This window comes from Pseudomonas sp. LBUM1641 (assembly GCF_059716235.1).
Window position 1 is genome coordinate 5,255,997 of sequence record NZ_CP166815.1, and the last position, 19,403, is coordinate 5,275,399.

The 19,403-nt window shown below is 60.0% G+C and carries 17 protein-coding genes; 3 read left to right on the plus strand and 14 right to left on the minus strand.

All coding sequences use genetic code 11. The annotated features are described in order from the left end of the window. Positions 1-17: 17 nt before the first annotated feature. The 13 genes from fliS to ACA046_RS24100 form a co-directional block, all read right to left on the minus strand. The gene (fliS, locus tag ACA046_RS24040; RefSeq protein WP_076015142.1) at positions 18-407 is read right to left on the minus strand and encodes a flagellar export chaperone FliS; all 390 of its coding nucleotides are present in this window, start codon (positions 405-407) and stop codon (positions 18-20) included. Positions 408-550: 143 nt separating this feature from the next. Beyond that, positions 551-1,951 carry a flagellar filament capping protein FliD gene (gene fliD, locus ACA046_RS24045; RefSeq protein WP_459022933.1) on the minus strand — a complete coding sequence of 467 codons (1,401 nt, stop codon included), beginning with the start codon at positions 1,949-1,951 and terminating at the stop codon, positions 551-553. Between the two features lie 80 nt (positions 1,952-2,031). Then, positions 2,032-2,394 (minus strand): flagellar protein FlaG, encoded by a 363-nt coding sequence (locus ACA046_RS24050; protein ID WP_459022935.1) that lies wholly within the window; start codon positions 2,392-2,394, stop codon positions 2,032-2,034. A gap of 75 nt (positions 2,395-2,469) precedes the next feature. Next, positions 2,470-3,915, minus strand: coding sequence for a flagellin N-terminal helical domain-containing protein (locus ACA046_RS24055; protein WP_459022937.1), 1,446 nt, complete (start codon positions 3,913-3,915; stop codon positions 2,470-2,472). Between the two features lie 266 nt (positions 3,916-4,181). After that, positions 4,182-5,111: a ketoacyl-ACP synthase III gene (locus ACA046_RS24060; protein WP_076015138.1), complete on the minus strand. Its 930-nt coding sequence runs from the start codon at positions 5,109-5,111 to the stop codon at positions 4,182-4,184. 301 nt (positions 5,112-5,412) lie between these two features. Then, positions 5,413-6,996: a flagellar hook-associated protein 3 gene (locus tag ACA046_RS24065; RefSeq protein ID WP_497675122.1), complete on the minus strand. Its 1,584-nt coding sequence runs from the start codon at positions 6,994-6,996 to the stop codon at positions 5,413-5,415. 14 nt (positions 6,997-7,010) lie between these two features. Further along, on the minus strand, positions 7,011-9,044 hold the full coding sequence (gene flgK / locus ACA046_RS24070; RefSeq protein ID WP_459022943.1) for a flagellar hook-associated protein FlgK: 2,034 nt from the start codon (positions 9,042-9,044) through the stop codon (positions 7,011-7,013). A 10-nt stretch (positions 9,045-9,054) separates the two neighbouring features. Next, on the minus strand, positions 9,055-10,317 hold the full coding sequence (gene flgJ, locus ACA046_RS24075) for a flagellar assembly peptidoglycan hydrolase FlgJ (protein WP_497675123.1): 1,263 nt from the start codon (positions 10,315-10,317) through the stop codon (positions 9,055-9,057). Between the two features lie 4 nt (positions 10,318-10,321). After that, positions 10,322-11,410: a flagellar basal body P-ring protein FlgI gene (locus ACA046_RS24080; RefSeq protein WP_032899355.1), complete on the minus strand. Its 1,089-nt coding sequence runs from the start codon at positions 11,408-11,410 to the stop codon at positions 10,322-10,324. A gap of 27 nt (positions 11,411-11,437) precedes the next feature. Continuing rightward, positions 11,438-12,133, minus strand: coding sequence for a flagellar basal body L-ring protein FlgH (gene flgH / locus ACA046_RS24085; RefSeq protein WP_076015134.1), 696 nt, complete (start codon positions 12,131-12,133; stop codon positions 11,438-11,440). Positions 12,134-12,186: 53 nt separating this feature from the next. After that, positions 12,187-12,972 carry a flagellar basal-body rod protein FlgG gene (gene flgG, locus ACA046_RS24090; protein ID WP_017477441.1) on the minus strand — a complete coding sequence of 262 codons (786 nt, stop codon included), beginning with the start codon at positions 12,970-12,972 and terminating at the stop codon, positions 12,187-12,189. A gap of 62 nt (positions 12,973-13,034) precedes the next feature. Continuing rightward, positions 13,035-13,775, minus strand: a complete 741-nt coding sequence (locus ACA046_RS24095; RefSeq protein WP_076015133.1) for a flagellar basal body rod protein FlgF — start codon at positions 13,773-13,775, stop codon at positions 13,035-13,037. A 306-nt stretch (positions 13,776-14,081) separates the two neighbouring features. After that, positions 14,082-15,647: a sigma-54-dependent transcriptional regulator gene (locus ACA046_RS24100; protein ID WP_497675124.1), complete on the minus strand. Its 1,566-nt coding sequence runs from the start codon at positions 15,645-15,647 to the stop codon at positions 14,082-14,084. A 265-nt stretch (positions 15,648-15,912) separates the two neighbouring features. Between ACA046_RS24100 and phhA the strand changes: the two genes are divergently transcribed. The 3 genes from phhA (at position 15,913) to ACA046_RS24115 (ending at position 18,362) form a co-directional block, all read left to right on the plus strand. Then, positions 15,913-16,704 carry a phenylalanine 4-monooxygenase gene (gene phhA, locus ACA046_RS24105; protein ID WP_063028067.1) on the plus strand — a complete coding sequence of 264 codons (792 nt, stop codon included), beginning with the start codon at positions 15,913-15,915 and terminating at the stop codon, positions 16,702-16,704. A gap of 105 nt (positions 16,705-16,809) precedes the next feature. Next, positions 16,810-17,166: a 4a-hydroxytetrahydrobiopterin dehydratase gene (locus ACA046_RS24110; RefSeq protein ID WP_003214616.1), complete on the plus strand. Its 357-nt coding sequence runs from the start codon at positions 16,810-16,812 to the stop codon at positions 17,164-17,166. Further along, positions 17,166-18,362 carry an amino acid aminotransferase gene (locus ACA046_RS24115; RefSeq protein ID WP_497675125.1) on the plus strand — a complete coding sequence of 399 codons (1,197 nt, stop codon included), beginning with the start codon at positions 17,166-17,168 and terminating at the stop codon, positions 18,360-18,362. Before ACA046_RS24110 ends, ACA046_RS24115 begins: the two co-directional genes overlap by 1 nt. A gap of 141 nt (positions 18,363-18,503) precedes the next feature. Here ACA046_RS24115 and ACA046_RS24120 read toward each other — a convergent pair whose 3' ends face one another. Next, positions 18,504-19,313, minus strand: a complete 810-nt coding sequence (locus ACA046_RS24120; protein ID WP_003214618.1) for a UDP-2,3-diacylglucosamine diphosphatase — start codon at positions 19,311-19,313, stop codon at positions 18,504-18,506. Positions 19,314-19,403 lie beyond the last annotated feature (90 nt).

A 19,403-nucleotide genomic window follows, 5' to 3' on the forward strand; every position in this document is an offset into this window, starting at 1 on the left:
TCCTCAGGCCAGCAGGCCTACAGTGTTGCAATACCGTCCCAGCCTTCCTTGAGCGTAATCATCAAGCCTGCCACTTCGTCGATCATCTCGACATCGTTCTTGGTATTGGCTTCAAGCAAACGCGTAGTCATGTAGGCGTACAGGTTATCCAATTGCTGCAAGGCGGCCGGATCGTCGGTTTTTTCCGGGTTCAGGCCGTCACGTAGACCAATCAGGATATCGATCGCCTTGCCCAGCAACAGGCCTTTTTGCGCGATGTCACCACGAGCCATGGCGCCCTTGGCCTGGGCCATGCGGTCCAGCGCGCCTTCCATCAACATCTGAACCAGACGGTGCGGGCTGGCCTCGGAGACCTGGGCATGGGAATTGACCTTCTGGTATTGGCGAAGGGCTCTCATGGGATTCATGTTTCTACCTCGTGACAGGCAACAGCTAAAAAGAATGGGCTCTGACTATTATGTCGACGGTGTCGCAAAAAACTTTAAGCCGGCGGTCTGCTGAAGGTGCGCCCGGTGAAGGTTTTCACTTCACCGGGCGGCTTCATTGAGGATCAATCGGTCTTGGGATTGTTCAGCGCATTGAGCGTAGTCATTACGCTCGATCGTTGAGCGGTGAGCTGTGCCACCAGGCTGTTCATCGTAGTGTACTTGGCAGTCAGGCTCGTCTTGAGTGCAGCCATGCGCGCGGTCAGGCTGTCCTGCTGGACTTGCAGGTCCTTGATGTTCGCCGTCAGCGTCGTGGAACGCGAGGCCAGAACCCCGGTACCGCTCAACGCGTAGCTGTCAGTCGCCGTTTTCATACGCGCAAGCAGGCCTTTGTCGCCGTTGAAAATGCCGCCGATGTCAGTGGGGTTGCTAGCAATCGCCGCACCAAACACCTTGTCATCAATGCTCAACTTGCCGGTTGTCTGGTCAGTGTTTACACCAAACTGAGCCAGGGACTTCAACGTACCCGAGCCCCCCAATGCGTTCAGCTCGTTACGCAGGGCCGACTGCAAAGAACGCATCGTGGCATCGCCCGTCAGCGCAGAAGGCGTGGTAGAACCATCCGCGTTAGTGGTGACTTTGGTCTCAGTGCCGATCGCTGTCATCAAGGCGTTATAGGTATCGACAAACCCCTTTACCGAACTCTTCAGGGTGTCGTTACTGCGGGTGACCGTAATGGTCGAGGCGACTCGTGCAGCATCAGGGTCGGTGACACCTGAGGGCAGTGGCGATACGGCGGTCAGCTTGATAGACACGCCACTGATTGCTTCGGTCAGGGTATTGCTCTTGGATTCTTGGGGGGTACCGTCAATGGTGTATTTCGCATTCACCGGCGGGCCGCCGACAACTGTAGTGCCGGCTTCCAGTCCGGTGTTACCACCAAGGGTAATGTCTGTACCGGCGCCGGTATTGGTCGACGTTACGACCAGACGGGAACCGGTGGAGTCGGTCAGGATGTTGGCACTCAGGCCAGCGCTGCTGTACTGCGCGTTGATCGAGTCACGCACCTGCTGCAACGTTGCGCCAGGAGGAACGCTCACCCCATAACTCTGACCTGACTGGGAGATCTCCAGGGTCGTCGCCGTAGAACCGCTATTGACGACGCTCTTCGCCCCACCCGGGAAGTTCTGGGTAGCAATTTTCGAGGCGGTCGCCAATTGATTGACCACCAACAGATAGCTCCCCGCCGAAGCGCCGGAACCCAAGGTAACAGTGGACACGTTGGCATCCGAGGTCGCCGCCGTCAGGCCGCCGATACTGGCGTCCTTGGCCATATTGTCCATAGCGCCGCGGAACGCATCCAGAGCCGCTTGAATCTTGCCGATCGAGGACAACTGGGCGGTCTGCGTCTGCGACTGCTTGTTGATCTGCGACTGCTTGGGCGCCTGCTCAGCGTTCACCAAGGCCGTAACGATAGACTGGGTATCAATGCCCGTTACCGGGCCGCTGACGGATATATCACCCATGATGTTTCTCCTGATACGGGGCTGGCGCTTTCTTGACGGACGGCGCCTCAAGCAGCTACAGCAACAAAATTCATGCCAGCTCAGACTTTAGCGTCAAACAACACATTGCTGGCGTCGTGAAGGCTTTGTGCAAGTTTCAATGCGGTTTCCGACGGGATCTGACGAATGACCTCGCCACTGTCGGTCGCAATGACCTTGACCACCACCTGATGGGTGGAGTCATCAATGGAAAAATCCAGGTTGCGCTGGGCAGCCTGGACGAATTTGCGAATATCGTTGACGGCCTTTTCCAGGTCGTCCGGTTTCGTTTCCTGCTTGGGCTTTACTGCTGCGACCGTCGCATCGACCTTGGGAGTCTGCGAGTCGGCAGTCACAGGGGCAGGCGCACTCTGCGGCGTTGGGGCAGCAGGATAAGACAGGTTCAACTTGACGCTCATGTCCATGTCCAATCTCCTCATCACGCAAAAGACAAAAGGGCACGTAAACGCGCCCTTCCGTCAGTCATCTACCGTTGGCTATTACTGAAGCAGCTTCAGTACAGCGGATGGCAGTTGGTTGGCCTGGGACAGGATCGCAGTGGAAGCCTGTTGCAGGGTTTGTTGCTTGGTCAACTGAGCAGTTTCAGCAGCGTAGTCAACGTCCTGGATCTGACCGCGAGCGGCGCTGGAGTTGTCCGAGATGCTCTGCAGGTTGGCAACGGTGTTGTCGAAACGGTTTTGTACAGCACCGAGACCGGCACGCTGGGAGTCGATGTCGGAGATCGCTTGAGTGATCACGTCGATCGCGTTTTGCGCGTTGGCAGCGGTGGTAACGTCGGTGTTGTTGACGGTGGTTTTGGCAGAGTTGGCAGTGGTACCTGCCGAGAACACACCAGTAGCACCTGCGCCGCTCAGCGAGTAGCTGGAGCTGGAGTTCAGGGATACAGCACCATTTGCCTGCAGGGTGGTTGCGTTCAGCGCAACATCGGCGCTGTAGGTGGCACCGTCGCCGCCCAGGGAGGCAACCTTGATGCCGGCCTGAGCGGTAGCATCGGCAGCGCTGAAGGTCAGGTTTTCACCGGTGTCGGACTTGACCGACAGGCTATTGGTCGACGAATCGTAGTTAACGCTGATGCCCAGTTTGGCAGCGTTGGACTTCAGTTGGTCAGCCAGGTCGGAAGTGCTGGTCACACCGGTGAACTGCACCGCTGCGCCGGTGCCAACTTGCAGCTTGAAGTTGGCATTGGTTGGCGTGCCAGTAGAAATGGCCGTCGCGTCAACAGTGAACTTGACGGTTGTGCTGGCAGATGCGCTCAGGCCACCGACTGCACCATTCATCTGAGCAGCGATAGCTTTGGCAGACGCGCCTGGAGCGATAGTCAGAGTATTTGCCTGGCCGCTACCGGTCACGGTCAGCGGACCACCCACAGCACCGGTGGCGCTTGGAGCCTGAACAATCGACTTCAGCTGCTGCGAACCAATGTTGTTGGCTGCAACGTTACCGATGCTCATGTCGATGGTCTGGTTGGCGTTGGCGCCGACCTGGAACGAAGTAGTACCGAAAGAACCGTCCAGCAGGTTCTTGCCACCGAAAGTCGTGGTGGTAGCGATACGGGTCAATTCAGCGGTCAGAGCAGCGTACTGAGCGTTGTTCGACTTACGGTCTTCAGCGCTTGGCGAGCCGTTGGCGGATTGCAGAGCCAGGGTACGCATGCTTTGCAGGATGTTGGTGGACTGCTGCATGGCGCCTTCAGCGGTTTGAGCAATCGAGCTGCCGTCGTTGGCGTTTTTGATTGCAACGCCCAGGCCGTTGATCTGGCTGGTCAGACGGTTGGAGATTTGCAGGCCGGCCGCATCGTCTTTGGCGCTGTTGATACGCAGGCCAGAGGACAGACGCTGCATGGAAGTTTGCAGGGCGCCGGAAGCCTTGTTCAGGTTGTTCTGAACGTTCAACGAAGCAAGGTTAGTGTTTACTGTTAAAGCCATGACGAAATCCTCGTGGGTTGTTTACTGCGGCTTCCGGCCCTGGCAACCGCCGGGTGTGGCCTAGAGAACCTTCGTAATAGTTATCGTCGTGAAAGCAGGTTGCTTGAGGACTTTTTTGATTTTTTTTACTAGCACGATGCCACCCCTTGTAATTCAAGCATTTACGATAGCTCAAACCCCCGCAATTGCTGGCTTTTTGGCGCCAAATAAAAAACGCCCATGATCTTTCGATCATGGGCGTTTTTTTGTGCAGCGCCTTTAAGGCATCAAGGGCGATGCAAAATCGCCGAGCCCCAGGACAGGCCTACGCCAAAACCACTGATGGCGACGCGCTTCCAGGTGGAGTCGAGCATGTGTTTTTCCAGCAGCAGCGGAATGCTCGAGGACACGGTGTTGCCGGTCTCGACCATGTCCTTGATGAACTTGTCCACCGGTGCATCTTCAAAACGCCGGGCCACGGCGTCGACAATCGCCGCACTGCCCTGGTGGATGCAGAACGCATCAATCTCGTCAGCCTTGAGGTCCGATTCGTTGAGCAGCTCATGCAAATGCGCCGGAACCTTGAGCAAGGCGAAGTTGAATACCTGGCGGCCATTCATGAAGAACACGCCATCACTGACCTTCAAGTGCGGCGCACCCGAACCGTCAGTACCGAACTTGGCCTTGCCCAACTGCCAGGGCGCGTCTTCGCCCATCCAGGTGGCCGTCGCGGCATCACCAAACAGCATGGTGGTGTTGCGGTCTTCCGGGTCGACGATCTTCGAGTACGGATCGGCGGTGACCAATAGGCCGTTTTTCAGGCCAGTGGCTTCCATGAAGCCCTTCATCGCATAGATGCCGTAGACATAACCCGAGCAGCCCAGGGAAATATCAAAGGCCGCCACGTTCGTCGTCAGGCCCAACTTGTCCTGGACGATGGCGGCGGTGTGAGGCAAACCCTCTTCGTCGCCGTTCTGGGTGACGACGATCAGCACATCAATGGATTCGCGCTTCAAATCCGGGTTGTTGGCAAACAAGGCGTTGACCGCCTCGACGCACAGATCGGAGGTTTCCTGTGCAGCATCCTTGCGCGGCAGGAACGCCGAACCGATCTTGCCAATGATGAACTCTTCATCCTTGGCGAATTTGGCACCCTGGGCGTAGTTATCGATCCCGTCTGCCGGCACGTAACTGGCGATGCTTTTTATGCCAATCATTGTGGCTTCCCAATACTAAATAGCTGGAGAACACCCCGCGGAACACATCGCCGGGTGCTGACAATAATGGGGATAACCCCGCAAAAAACTCGCCGAAAACCGCCTTTAACCCTGGCGGCAGGCCCTCGCGGAGACCTGGCGACGACCTATCCTTTTCACACGATACAGTGAAGATGCGCTTTATGACTCACAGGTCACTCAATTTTCTGCGCTTTGTGCGAAACACGGGGACATACAAACGCCAGAAACGACAACGGCTCACCCCGTTTCCAGGGTGAGCCGCAAGTTTACAGCCGCCGAATCACATCTTGCTGAACAGGCTCAGCTGGGAGATTTTCACGAACGCCAGTTGCGAGGCCTGCAGCATGGTCTGCTGCAAGGTCAGGTCAATTGCCGCTTGCCCCATATCAACGTTGGCCAGGGACGACATGGTGGACGTGTTGGCCAGGCCCAGGCTGGTGTTTTCCGTGCTCTGGATATCCATGGCGTTCTGCCGCGCACCAATGGAGCCGCGTACCTGATCGATCTGCGCCGAAGCATTACCCAGGTTGCCAATGCTCGTGGCGACCACGTCCTTGAGGTTATTCAAGGCAACCGGATTGCCGTCTGCCGGGGTTTCCAGGGCCTTGCGCAATTGGCTGAGGGTATCCAGGGCATTCATGTTCTTGTTGCTGGTGGCGCCGACCGAGAACTGATCACCGGCGCCTGGCGTGCCACTCACGCCAAAGGTCAGGCCGACCGTGGTGATCGACGTCGCGCCGGCGGCCATGGTGCCGCTGGCAATGGCCTTGCTGTCGGCGCTATACGGCTGGGCGAACACCTGGTAATCGGTGCCGCTGGTGAACTTGATGACCGCCCCCGAGTTGGGAAAGGTGCTGGTATAAGCCGCCTGGTCCGTGACGCTGCCGCCAGTCAGTTGCGCGGTGGACGGATTGCTTGCCGTACGCGAGATACTGAAGCTGTCGGGCTTGGTTGCCAGGGAGAATTCCTTGCCTGCCACCAGCGCATCGGACGCCGCGCCGGGCGCAACGTCCTTGCCCAGGTTCAACCGGATGTCGAAGGTGACGCCCCGCAGGCTAACGCTGGAGGAGCCTTCCTTGGTGGAGTCAAACGTACCGTTGCCAGTGATCTCCGACGTGACGTCGTTGCCGTCCTTGTCAGTCACGCTGTATTGGGTGCTGCTGGCGAAGGTCAGCTTGTACGGCTGGCCATCGGAAAAGCTGTTGGCAAACTTCGTGCTCGACGTGATCAGGCCCGCCGAGATCCCCACCGTGCCGTCGTTCACGGCAGGCGGCAGCAACGTTGCCTGGGTGCGACCGGTGTTGGACGAGCTTTCAAGCAAAGCCTTGCCGGTATCGCCCATGGAGATCGAGAGGTTGTTCGAAATCTGCAGGCTCAGGGGCGTCTCGTCACCCTGATAGGTGTAGGTGCCGTCATTATTGCGGGTGTACGGCGGCGTATCGGTCTTGGCACCGGAGAACATGTAGTTGCCGCTGGAGTCCTTGGAGTTGAGCAAGCCCAGCACCTGGTCCTCAAGCGCGCCGACCTGGGCGGCAATCGCCTTGCGATCGTCATCGCTCTTGCCGATGTTACCGGCCTGCTGCGCCAAGCCCTGGGCTGTCTGCAACGCGGTATTGATGCTCTGCAGCACGCTTTCTTCGTTGGTCAGGGAGTTTTGCAGGGTGGTGATGTTGGTGTTGTATTGCCCCAACATGTCTTTCTGCTGCTGCAACATCAGCAGCTGGGCAGCGGCCACCGGGTCATCGGAAGCGGTCTGCACTCGAACCCCGGAACTCGCCTGGTCCTGGGCCTTCACCACACCGGAATAGTTGTCCTGGTATTTGGCGGAGCTGGTGTCGAAATACTGCTGTGTAGAAATACGCATCGTCCCAGACTCCCTTAAAGTGCGTTGATCAGTGTGCTGAAGGTTTCCTGCGCCGCCTTGATGATCTGCGACGACGCGGTGTAGTACTGCTGGAACTTGATCATGTCGCCCGCCTCTTCATCCAGGTTGACCTGGGACACCGAGTTGGCAGCCGCCTTGTTCGCCGTCAGCAGCGCGCCCGTCGCGGTACTGTCGGTATTGGCCTGGGCGGCCTTGGAGCCCACTTGGGACACCAGGCGGCTGTTGGCACTGACCAGGCTCACGCCCCCGTTGCCGTCCGTCACGCCGACGGTTGCCTTGGTTTGCAGCGCCAGCAGCGACTGGGCGTTGCGGCCGTCGGAGGTGGCGCCACTGTTGAAGGAGAAGGTGGTGCTGTCGTTATTGGCCGGCGAGCCGCCAACGGTGGTATCAAAACTGAAGCTCTTGCCGGTGATCACGGCGCCGCTGGCATCGCGCATCGGCACATTGATGGTGATCTTGTTGCCCTGGCCCGGAATGATGCTGCCGGTGCCGATCTTGAAGCCTTGGGCGTCGGTGACGGTGTACGGCTGGGTGCCGTCCGCGGCCTTGTCGCCGAATACCATTTTCACTGGCATCGAGTTTTCGATCCCGGTGCGCAATTGGGCGGTATCGGCACCGCCGTGAATATCCAGCGGCACCGTCAACTGCGGCGGCGTGAACGTGCCGGTGCCGGTGTTCTTGCCGGCAACACCCGCCAATGGGCCGGCGAACGCGAGTTTATTCGGGTCCGTCAGGTCGACGCCGATCCCGCTGGCGCCATTGCTGGTGGGGCTGACCTTGAAGCTGTCACCCGCCGCCATCGGCCCTTTGCCATCCAGCGCCAGGGTGAAACCGTCAATCACCGGCGGCGGCGTGGTAGCGGTATCGAACGAGCCCATGGCTTTGCCGTCGGAACGCACCACGTTGTACAGGTTGCCGCTGGTGAACGTGACCTTGTAGTCGTAGGTCGTCAGCTTGCTGCTGTCGGCAATCGACACATTCAGGTTGCCGGAGCCAGCGCTATTGCCCGCGGTCCCCTGGCTACGCTGGGAGATGGCCGCTGCACTGTTGATATCGCTGAACAGCGAAGAGCCGAAATCACCGTTCAGGTCCAGGCCCTGGCCCAACTGGTTGTTGATGGTATCGGCGGTGACGATGGCCAGTCGGCCAAGGTCATTGATCGCGGGCATCAGCACATCACTGCGATAACGCATCAGGCCGCCAATGCTGCCGCCGCTGACCACCGAACCGATGTCCATGGACGTGCTGCCCATGTTGATCTGGATGGTGTACTGGCTGCTGTCGTTCTTGCTCGGCACTGCGGAAATGGTATTGGCGACATCACCGTCTACCAGCGACTGCCCGGTGCCGGTGGTGATGTTGACCTGGCCGTCCTTTTCAGTGGCCGTGACACCGATCAGCTCATTGAGCGAGCGCACCGCTTCGTTGCGCGCATCCAGCAGGTTGGCGGGCGCGTTGCTCGTCGAGCCCTGGACCTGGGAAATTTGCTTGTTCAAAGACGCAATCGAGGAGGTCAGCTTGTTGACCTGATCACTCATGGTGCTCAACTGGCCGTTGATGCTTTCTTTCTGTTGGGTCAACTGCGAGGAAATCGCGTTGAACCGGTTGCTCAAGGTCTGGGCACTGGTCACCAGCAATTGCCGGGCGGACACGTCACTGGGGGTGGCCGCAGCAGTCTGCGCTGCCGCGAAAAAGGCGCTGAGCACGGCCGACATGCCGGTGCTCTTGTCCGACAGGGTCTTGTCGATCGCACTGGCCTGGCCCAGGTAGGCGTTGGCGTCGCTATTAAGGGCGGTGCTGTTCTGGTAAGCAGTGTTCAGGAAGTCGTTGTACACCCGGCGCACATCCGCCAGGGTCGTACCGGTGCCGATGAACACACCGCCGAACGCATTCGACGCACTGGCGTTCTGGGTGGTCTGCTGACGCGAGTATCCCGGGGTGTTGACGTTGGCGATGTTGTTACTTAAGACCGACAACGATCCTTGGGCGGCATTGAGCCCCGACATCCCGATATTGAGCAAACTCATGATTCAGACCTTATAAATGAGTGGAAGCGCCCGCGGCAGCGTAGTTCTGGTAGCTGTTCATCGTTTTTGCGATCTGCGAAATCTTGCTGGCGTAATCCGGGTCGGTTGCATAACCGGCTTTTTGCAACTCGCGCACAAACTGTTCCGGGTTGTCGGCTGATTTCACAACTTCTTTATAGCGATCATTGCTTTGCAGCAACGTCACCAGGTCATGGAAGCTGTCCTGGTAGGAGTTGTAGGAACGGAACTGCGCCGTCTCCTTGACCATCGCCCCGTCGCGAAACTCGCTGGTGATTGCCCGGGCCTGTTCGCCCTGCCAACTCTGGCCGGCCTTGATGCCGAACAGGTTGTGGCTGCTGGTGCCATCCGTGGCACGCATCACCGATTTACCCCAACCGGTTTCCAAAGCGGCCTGGGCCACCAGGTAGCGTGGGTCGATGCCAATCCGTGCGGCGGCCTGCTTGGCCATTGGCAACATGGTGGCGACAAATTCGTCCTGCGAGCTGAAGGCTTTTTTCGCTGGTGCCAGCGGCGGCTGAGCCACAGCGCGACCGTAAACCTGCATCTGTCCGTGAGGGGGCAGTGCGGCAAGGCCTCGGGCGGAACTGTTGACCACACCGTCATCGGCGGCGCTGTTACGTAGCGGCGCGGCTTTGGCGGTGGTGGTGGCCTCGGCACCCGGCACGATGCCGGCCAGCAGGCGATCCGTCAGTTTGCTCGGCAACGAGATGCGGCGCTGGTTCATCAGCGCCATGTCGTTGGCGTGGGAGCTGGTGCCCTCAGGCACCGCCACGCGGTACGCCCACAATGGCCGCTGACCATTGCTGCGGCCCAGCGGGCCATCGGCTTTGGTACCGGCGGCAATTTCGGTCGGCACATCCACCTTCTTCGCGGGAACCGCCGGGCCTTGCAAGGTGGCCGCCTGGGCGTCCACCGGTTTGTTCTTCTGCATCTGGCGCAGCAGCACGTCCGCCAGGCCAATACCACCGCCCTCGCGAGACAGGGAGACCGCCAACTGCTGGTCGTACATTTCCTGGTACTGCTTGGCCGCCGGTGTATTCAGCGGGTTGTCCTTGCCCAGGGCTTCGGTGGCCGAGCGCATGGACTTGAGCATCTCGCCGAGAAACAGCGACTCGAATTCCTGCGCGACCTTGCGCATGTTGCCGTCGCTGTTCTTGTCGCCGAACTTCAACTGGTTGAGCCGGTTGAGGTCGGAATAAGAACCCGAGTCCGCCGTGCTGGTCAGGCCGCTTTTGCGCATGTCCATGGCCATGGCGTCAGATCACGATCAGGTCGGCTTGCAAGGCGCCGGCCTGTTTCAATGCTTCGAGGATCGCCATCAAGTCGCCGGGCGCTGCGCCCACCTGGTTCACCGCGCGGACAATCTCGTCCAGGGTGGTACCAGGGCCGAACTTGAACATCGGCTTGGCTTCTTGCTGGGCATTCACCCGCGAACGGGGTACCACGGCGGTCTGGCCGTTGGACAGCGGGCCAGGTTGGCTGACGATCGGGTCTTCGGTGATGGTCACGGTCAGGCTGCCGTGGGTCACCGCCGCTGGCGAAACCTTGACGTTCTGGCCGATCACGATGGTGCCGGTCCGCGAATTGATGATGACTTTCGCCACCGCCTGGCCCGGGTCAACCTCAAGGTTTTCCAGCAGAGACAGGTAGTCAACACGCTGGCTTGGGTCCAGCGGTGCGGTGACACGCACCGAACCGCCGTCAATGGCCTGGGCCACGCCCGGGCCGAGCAGTTCATTGATCTTGTCGACCACGCGCTTGGCGGTGGTGAAGTCCGAACGGTTGAGGTTCAGGGTCAGGCTGTTGCCCTGATTGAAGCCGCTGGGCACGGTGCGCTCCACCGAGGCACCGCCGGGAATCCGGCCGGCCGACGGCACGTTGACGGTGATCTTCGAACCGTCACGGCCTTCGGCGTCAAAGCCGCCCACCACCAGGTTGCCTTGGGCAATCGCGTAGACGTTGCCGTCGATACCTTTGAGCGGGGTCATCAGCAAGGTGCCGCCCCGCAGGCTTTTCGAGTTACCCATGGACGAGACGGTGATGTCGACCACCTGCCCCGGCTTGGCGAACGGCGGCAAGTCAGCGCTGATGGACACCGCCGCAACGTTCTTCAACTGCACGTTGCCCGAACCCGGCGGTACCTTGATGCCGAACTGCGAGAGCATATTGTTGAAGGTCTGCAGGGTGAACGGGGTCTGGGTGGTCTGGTCACCGGTGCCGTTAAGCCCCACCACCAGGCCGTAGCCGATCAACTGGTTGGACCGTACGCCGGAAATGCTCGCGATGTCTTTCAAGCGCTCAGCCTGGGCGCCTGCGCTCAGGGCCAGCAGCAACATCGCAGCCATCAGCTGTTTGAAGTTCAAAGTGATCACCTAGAAAGGGAACAGCGGGCTAAGGAAGAAACGGTCAAACCAGCCCGGCTGACTGGCGTCAGCAAACGAACCCGTACCCGAGTAGGTGATGCGTGCATCGGCAATCCGTGTCGACGGCACGGTGTTGTCGGTGGAGATATCGTCGGCGCGAACCATGCCCGCAATGCGCACCAGTTCGTCACCGGTGTTGAGGGTCATCCACTTCTCGCCACGGACGGCAATGATGCCGTTGGGCAGCACGTCGGCCACGGTCACGGTGATCGAGCCGGTCAGGCTGTTGCCCTGCCCCGCCGCACTTTTGCCGTTGGTGGCGCGGTCGCCGCTGTAGCCGGCGTCGAGGCTCAAGTCACCGCTGCCTACCGGGTTGTTGGTATTGAGGCCACCGCCAAACAACGAGGTCAGGCCGATGCTGGTCTTGCTGGTCTTGCCGATCTGCGAGTTGGCGTTCTTGCTCGCCTGGGTCTTCTCGTTCAGCGTGATGGTGATGATGTCACCCACCCGGAACGCCTTGCGGTCGCTGTACAGGTTCTGTTCGAAACCGGCCTGGTAGATCGAGCCATTGTTGGCGGCAGCCGGCAGCGGCGTGCGCGGCAGCACCGGCGCATAGTACGGGTCATTGGGCTTTGGCGTCGGGGCGACACAGCCCGCGAGCACAGCAATCCCACTCAATGCCAAAACAGAAACATAGCGATTCATGACCCATACCTCACGGTGTTGCAGGCGCCTTCAAGGACGCCCCATAGACTTGATTACAGATTCTGCGTTACGAACGAAAGCATCTGGTCGGCGGTGGAAATCACCTTGGAGTTCATCTCGTAGGCGCGCTGAGTGGTGATCATGTTGACCATCTCTTCAACGGTGCTGACGTTGGATGTTTCCAGGGTGCTTTGCAGGGTGGTACCAAAGCCGTTGAGGCCCGGGGTGCCGATTTGCGGCGCGCCGCTGGACGCGGTTTCCAGGAACAGGTTGTTACCAATCGCCTGCAGGCCGGCCGGGTTGATGAAGTCGGCGGTTTGCAGGTTGCCGATCACCTGGGAGGCCGGGTTGCCGGCCACGGTGATCGACACGGTGCCGTCGTTGCCGACGGTGAAGGTCTGGGCGTTGTTCGGCACCACAATCGCCGGCTCCAGCGCGAAGCCGTTGGCCGTCACGACCTGGCCGTTGGCGTCCAGGTGGAACGTACCGTCGCGAGTGTAGGTGGTGGTGCCGTCCGGCTGCAGGATCTGGAAGAAGCCCTTGCCGTTGACTGCCAGGTCCAGCGGCTGACCGGTTTGCTGCAAGTTACCGGCGCTGAAGTTTTTCTGGGTGCCAACAATCGCCACACCGGTACCCAGTTGCAGGCCCGACGGCAATTCGCTGTCCTGGGTCGACTGGGCGCCAGGCTGCTTCTTGATCTGATAGAGCAAGTCCTGGAACTCGGCGCGGTCACGTTTGAAACCCGTGGTCGACACGTTGGCCAGGTTGTTGGAAATGGTGGTCAGGTTGGTGTCCTGGGCGGACAAACCGGTTTTGGCAACGTATAGAGCCGGAAGCATGTTCTTCTCCTTCGTGCGCCTGTTTTATGGCGCCGCGCTACAAAATTAGTGTGTGGCTGCTATCAGCTCATTGCCAGGACGCGGGTCATGGCCTGGTCGTCTTCTTTGGCGCTGTTCATCATCTTGATGTGCAATTCGAACTGCTTGGACAAAGCCAGTACCGCCGTCATTTCTTCAACCGCGTTCACGTTGCTCGCCTGCAGGAAGCCCGACGTCAGCTTGACGTTGGCATTGGCTTGCGCCGGCTGGCCATCCTTGGTGTGAATGGTGCCGTCGAGGCCCTTGGTCATGTTCTTGAGGTCGGGCTGCACCAGCTTGATCCGGTCTACTTCAGCCATCACCCGTGGGCCTTCGCCCATGGCGCGGATGCTGATGGTGCCGTCCTGGCCGACTTCGATCTGCTGCTGGGGCGGCACGGCAATCGGGCCACCGTTGCCCATGATCGGCATCCCGTTGCCGGCCCGCAGCACGCCCAACGCATCGACGTTCATGCTGGCGCTGCGCACATAGGACTCACCGCCATCCGGGGTTTGCACGGCCATCCAGCCATCGCCGCTGACGGCCACGTCGAGGTCACGGCCGGTTTCAATCATCGCGCCAGGGGAAAAGTCCGTGCCTGGGCGCTCGGTCAAGGCAAAGGCCCGCGCCGGAAAGCTGTCACCGAACACCGGCATCGAACGCGCCTGTTCCAGGTCACGCTGAAAACCATTGGTGGAAACGTTCGCCAAGTTGTTGGCGTGGGCCTTCTGCGCCAGTGCATTCTGGCTGGCGCCGGTCATTGCCACGTAAAGGTACTTATCCACGCTCTTTCCTCTTTCTGACGGACGCTTGCCGTCCACCGCTGTACTGATGAGGCTTAAGCAATTTGCGAACCAACTTTTGCAAATGCGCAAAAGTCCAGGCGGGGCGGGGGTTTGCGGTTTGAGTTGCGCAAATGACGGCTGGAGGAAAGTCGAAAAAACGGCGGACTTATGCCGCTAACGGCAAGTACAGGTATCAAGACCGACAAAGATCAACTGTAGGAGCTGGCTTGCCTGCGATGGCGGTGTATCAGCTACCACTTGTTTTGCTGACCCACCGCTATCGCAGGCAAGCCAGCTCCCACAGGTTTAACCGCGTTCGGCTTTGACGACTTCGTAGTCGCGCAACTTGTTGGCGATGGTGGTGTGGGATACGCCCAGCCGCTTGCCCAATAGACGGCTGCTGGGATGCTCGGCATACAATTGCTCCAGCACCGCCTTCTCGAAGCGTCCGACGATCTCCTCCAACCCGCCTTCCAGGGAGAAATCCCCTAGCGGCTGGCGCACGCCATAGTCCGGCAGGCGAATGTGCTCGGCCTTGACGGTGCCGCCCTCACACAACGAAACCGCCTGGAACAGCACGTTCTCCAACTGCCGCACATTCCCCGGCCAGTGGTAATGGCTGAGCCGATCCATCGCCGCCGGCGCCAGCTTGGGCAGGGGGCAGCCGATTTGCCGGCTGGCCTGATCCAGAAAGTGTTCCACCAGCGGCGGCAAACCATCGAGGCATTCGCGCAGCGGCGGGATATGCAGCGAGAGCACATTGAGACGATGGTAAAGGTCCTGGCGAAATTCGCCCCGGGCGCACAGTTCGGAAAGGTCCACCTGCGTCGCGCAGACCACCCGCACATCCAGGTACACCTCTTCATCGCTGCCTACCCGGCGAAAGCAGCCGTCCTGCAGAAAGCGCAGCAACTTCACCTGCAACCGCGCACTCATTTCCCCGACACCGTCGAGAAACAACGTGCCGCCCGCCGTCAGCTCCAACAGCCCCAACTTGCCTTCTGCCCTCGCCCCTTCAAACGCGCCAGGCCCGTAACCAAACAACTCGGTCTCAGCCATCGACTCCGGCAACCCGGCGCAATTAAGCGCCATCAACGGCGACTGCCCGCGCGGGCTGGCCAGGTGACAGGCGCGAGCCAGCAACTCTTTACCGGTGCCGGTTTCGCCTTCTATTAATAGAGGGGCATCCAACGGCGCCATGCGCCGGGCTTCACGCACCACGGCGGCCATGACTTTGGAGCTTTGGAAAATGCTGTCGAAGCCCCGCAGCTCCTGCTTGCGCACATTGTAGATACGCTCACCCACGCGGTCGGCGCGGTGCAGGGTCAGCACCGCGCCGGCCATGGCTTCGCTGTCGTCATGTTCAGAGGATTGCAGCGGGGCAATATCGGCCAGGAACACATCGCCCTTGACCTTGACCCGCAGGCCGTTGATCCGCGATTTGCTGGCCCGTACCAGTTCCGGCAAATCGAAGTCTTCGGCATAACGCGACAACGGAATGCCCGGCACCTCATCCACCCGCACCCCGAGCAACTGCGCCGCCGCACGGTTGGCGGCGACGATGGAGCCGCCCATGTCGATGGACAGCACCGGAAACTCCAGCGCACCCAGCAGCGCATTCAGTTCCATATGCCGACGCTCGCTGGGCATCAGCCCTACCCGCTTGACGCCAAATACCCCGGCAATCGCTTCGAACTGCGGGCGCAATGCCTGGAATTGAAGGTTCACCAGGTTCGGGCAGTACAGGTAGATGGCGTTGCCGTGTTCGCCGCCGACCTCGCCCTTGGCGACGTTGACGCCGTACTCCACCAGCAGGTTGAGGATGTCCCGCAGGATGCCGATGCGGTTCTGGCAATGCACTTTGATACGCATGAGAAGGCCCGAAGAGGTGGAGGCGCTGCGTCTATTTGCCGCTGGACGCAGATAATCGTCAAGATTATGTGACAGCTGCGAGGCGATTCACACCCAAAATACGCCCATGGAGAACGAATCGCCTCATCCGTAACGAAAACTTTACGAATTCCGGTAACTTTTCCTACGGAAGCGTGGCGCAGGAGGATGGTTTCCTTGACCAGGCGGCGTATCAATAGGCTCATCCCAGGACATAACAAGAACGAATGCCTAGCAGGAGAGCAGTATGAAGCAGACGCAGTACGTGGCCCGCGAGCCCGACGCGAACGGTTTTATCGACTACCCGCCCGAAGAACATGCGGTGTGGAACACCCTGATCACGCGCCAGCTGAAAGTGATCGAGGGCCGCGCCTGCCAGGAATACCTGGACGGCATCGACAAGCTCGGCCTGCCCCATGACCGCATTCCGCAACTGGCGGAGGTCAACAAAGTGCTGGCCGAGACCACCGGCTGGCAAGTCGCCCGGGTCCCGGCGCTGATCCCCTTCCAGACCTTTTTCGAATTGCTCGCCAACAAGCAGTTTCCGGTGGCGACGTTTATTCGTACCCGTGAAGAGCTGGATTACCTGCAGGAACCGGACATTTTTCACGAGATCTTCGGCCACTGCCCACTGCTGACCAACCCCTGGTTCGCGGAATTCACCCACACCTACGGCAAGCTCGGCCTGGCCGCCACCAAGGAACAGCGCGTGTACCTGGCGCGCCTGTACTGGATGACCATCGAGTTCGGCCTGGTGGACACGCCCGAAGGCCGGCGCATCTACGGCGGCGGCATCCTGTCTTCACCCAAGGAGACCGTGTACTGCCTCTCGGACGAACCCGAGCATCAAGCCTTCGACCCGCTGGAAGCGATGCGCACGCCGTATCGCATCGACATCCTGCAACCGCTGTACTTCGCCCTGCCCAACCTCAAGCGCCTGTTCGAAGTGGCGCAGGAAGACATCATGGGCATGGTTGAACGCGGGATGCAGCTGGGCCTGCACGCACCGAAGTTTCCGCCCAAGCCAAAAGCGGCTTGAGCTGCGGCTTTCAGGGCCAGGTGAGTCTGTTCCCTGGCCCCGCGTTGCTTTAGGGTGACGCCACTGACGACCGTTTTCCAAACACTCGATTTCAGGAATCCCCACATGACCACCTTGAACCAAGCCCACTGCGAAGCCTGCCGCGCCGACGCCCCGCAAGTCAGCGACGAAGAGTTGCCGGTGCTGATCAAACAGATCCCGGACTGGAACATCGAAGTACGCGACGGCGTGATGCAACTGGAAAAGGTCTTCCTGTTCAAGAATTTCAAATTCGCCCTGGCCTTCACCAACGCCGTGGGCGTGATCTCCGAAGCTGAAGGCCACCACCCGGGCCTGCTCACCGAATGGGGCAAAGTCACCGTGACCTGGTGGAGCCACTCCATCAAGGGCCTGCACCGCAACGACTTCATCATGGCCGCGCGCACCGACGAAGTGGCCAAGGATGCCGAGGGCCGAAAGTAATGCATTTTGACGCGATTGGCCGGGTGCCCGGAGACCCGATCCTCGGGCTGATGGAGCTGTATGCCCAGGATCCGAGCCCGAACAAGTTCGACCTCGGCGTGGGCGTGTACAAGGACGACCAGGGCCTGACGCCGATCCCGTATTCGGTGAAACTGGCCGAGCAGCGCCTGGTGGAGCAACAAACCACCAAGACTTACATCGGCGGCCATGGCAATGCCGCGTTCGGCACGCTGGTCAGTGAGTTGGTGCTGGGCGCTGGTTCGCCGCTACTGAGTGAACGCCGCGCCGGCGCCACCCAGACGCCTGGCGGCACCGGCGCGCTGCGCCTGAGCGCCGACTTTATCGCCCACAGCCTGCCCGGCCGTGGCGTATGGCTGAGCAACCCGACCTGGCCGATTCACGAAACCATCTTCGCCAAGGCCGGGCTCAAGGTCAGCCATTACCCGTATGTGGGCAGCGACAATCGCCTGGATGTAGCGGCGATGCTGGCCACGCTGTCCACGGTACCCAAGGGCGATGTGGTGCTGCTGCACGCCTGCTGCCACAACCCGACCGGCTTCGACCTGTCCCAGGATGACTGGCGCCAGGTGCTGAAGATCGTGCAGGAGCGCGAGCTGATGCCGCTGATCGACTTTGCCTACCAAGGTTTTGGCGATGGCCTGGAACAGGATGCGTGGGCGGTACGGCTGTTTGCGGCTGAGCTGCCTGAAGTGTTGATCACCAGTTCCTGCTCGAAGAACTTCGGCTTGTACAGTGACCGTGTAGGCGCGCTGATTGTGTGCGCCGCGAACGCCGAGAAGCTGACGGATGTGCGCAGCCAACTGGCGTTTACTGCGCGGAACTTGTGGTCGACGCCGCCGGATCATGGTGCGGCAGTCGTGGCGACCATTCTCGGTGATGCTGAGCTGAAAAAGCGCTGGGCTGACGAAGTTGAAGGGATGCGGGCGCGGATTGCGCAGCTGCGTTCCGGGTTGGTGGAGGCGCTGGCGCCCCATGGGTTGTCGGAGCGGTTTGCGCATATCGCAGCTCAACGCGGGATGTTTTCCTATACCGGGTTGAGTGCGGAACAGGTGAAGCAACTGCGGGAGAAGCACAGCGTGTATATGGTCAATTCCGGGCGTGCGAACGTGGCGGGGATTGATGCGACGCGGTTGACGCTGTTGGCCGAAGCCATCGCGGATGTTTCCCACACCTAACTGAAGAAACCGGATCCAAATGTGGGAGCGGGCTTGCTCGCGAATGCGGTGTGTCAGTCGAATTATCTGGTGACTGACCCACCGCATTCGCGAGCAAGCCCGCTCCCACATTTAGACCGAGTGAGTCTGTGGGTTTGAGGCTTAGCCCGCAACCATTTCGGCTTTGAGCTGCGCCTCTTTCGCCTGGGCATCCGCCAACCGATACAACTCGATATGCCCGTCCCAGTGTTCGATCAGCGCCGTGCACGACTCCACCCAATCCCCGCAATTGAGGTAATCCACCTCGCCCACCTTGCGAATCTCCGCATGGTGAATATGCCCGCACACCACGCCGTGCAATTCGCGCTTGGTCACTTCATGGGCAATCGCTTCCTCAAAATCACTGATAAAGCTGACCGCCGTCTTGACCTTGTGCTTGAGGTACGCCGACAACGACCAGTAGCCGTAGCCATAACGCGCCCGCCAGTGGTTCAGCCAGCGGTTGAGCGTGAGGGTGAACTCGTAGGCCGAATCGCCGAGGAACGCCAGCCAGCGGTGATACCGGGTGATCACGTCGAACTGGTCGCCATGGATCACCAGCAAATGCCGGCCATCGGCCGTCACGTGCACCGCTTCATCCACCAGCTGGATATTGCCGAGGATCAACTTCGAGTAACGCCGCAGAAACTCATCATGGTTGCCGGTGACGTAGATCACCTCGGTGCCGCGCTTGCTCATGGTCAGCAGGCGGCGGATCACGTTGGTGTGGGCCTGGGGCCAATACATGCCGCTGCGCAGTTTCCAGCCGTCGATGATATCGCCCACCAGGTAGACCTTGTCGGCGTGGTAGCCCTTGAGGAAGTGCGAGAGGTGTTCGGCCTGACAATCCCGTGTGCCCAAATGCACATCGGAAATCCACAGGGTACGCACGCGTTGCTTGCGGCTGGGTTTGGCGAGTTCGGCGCTGGTCATGGGCATGCCTCACGGGGTTTTCGCGAGCTTGCGCCCACGGGATTAATAGCCCATGACAGTGTTGCGTCAGTCTGATGACAGCGCCCAAGG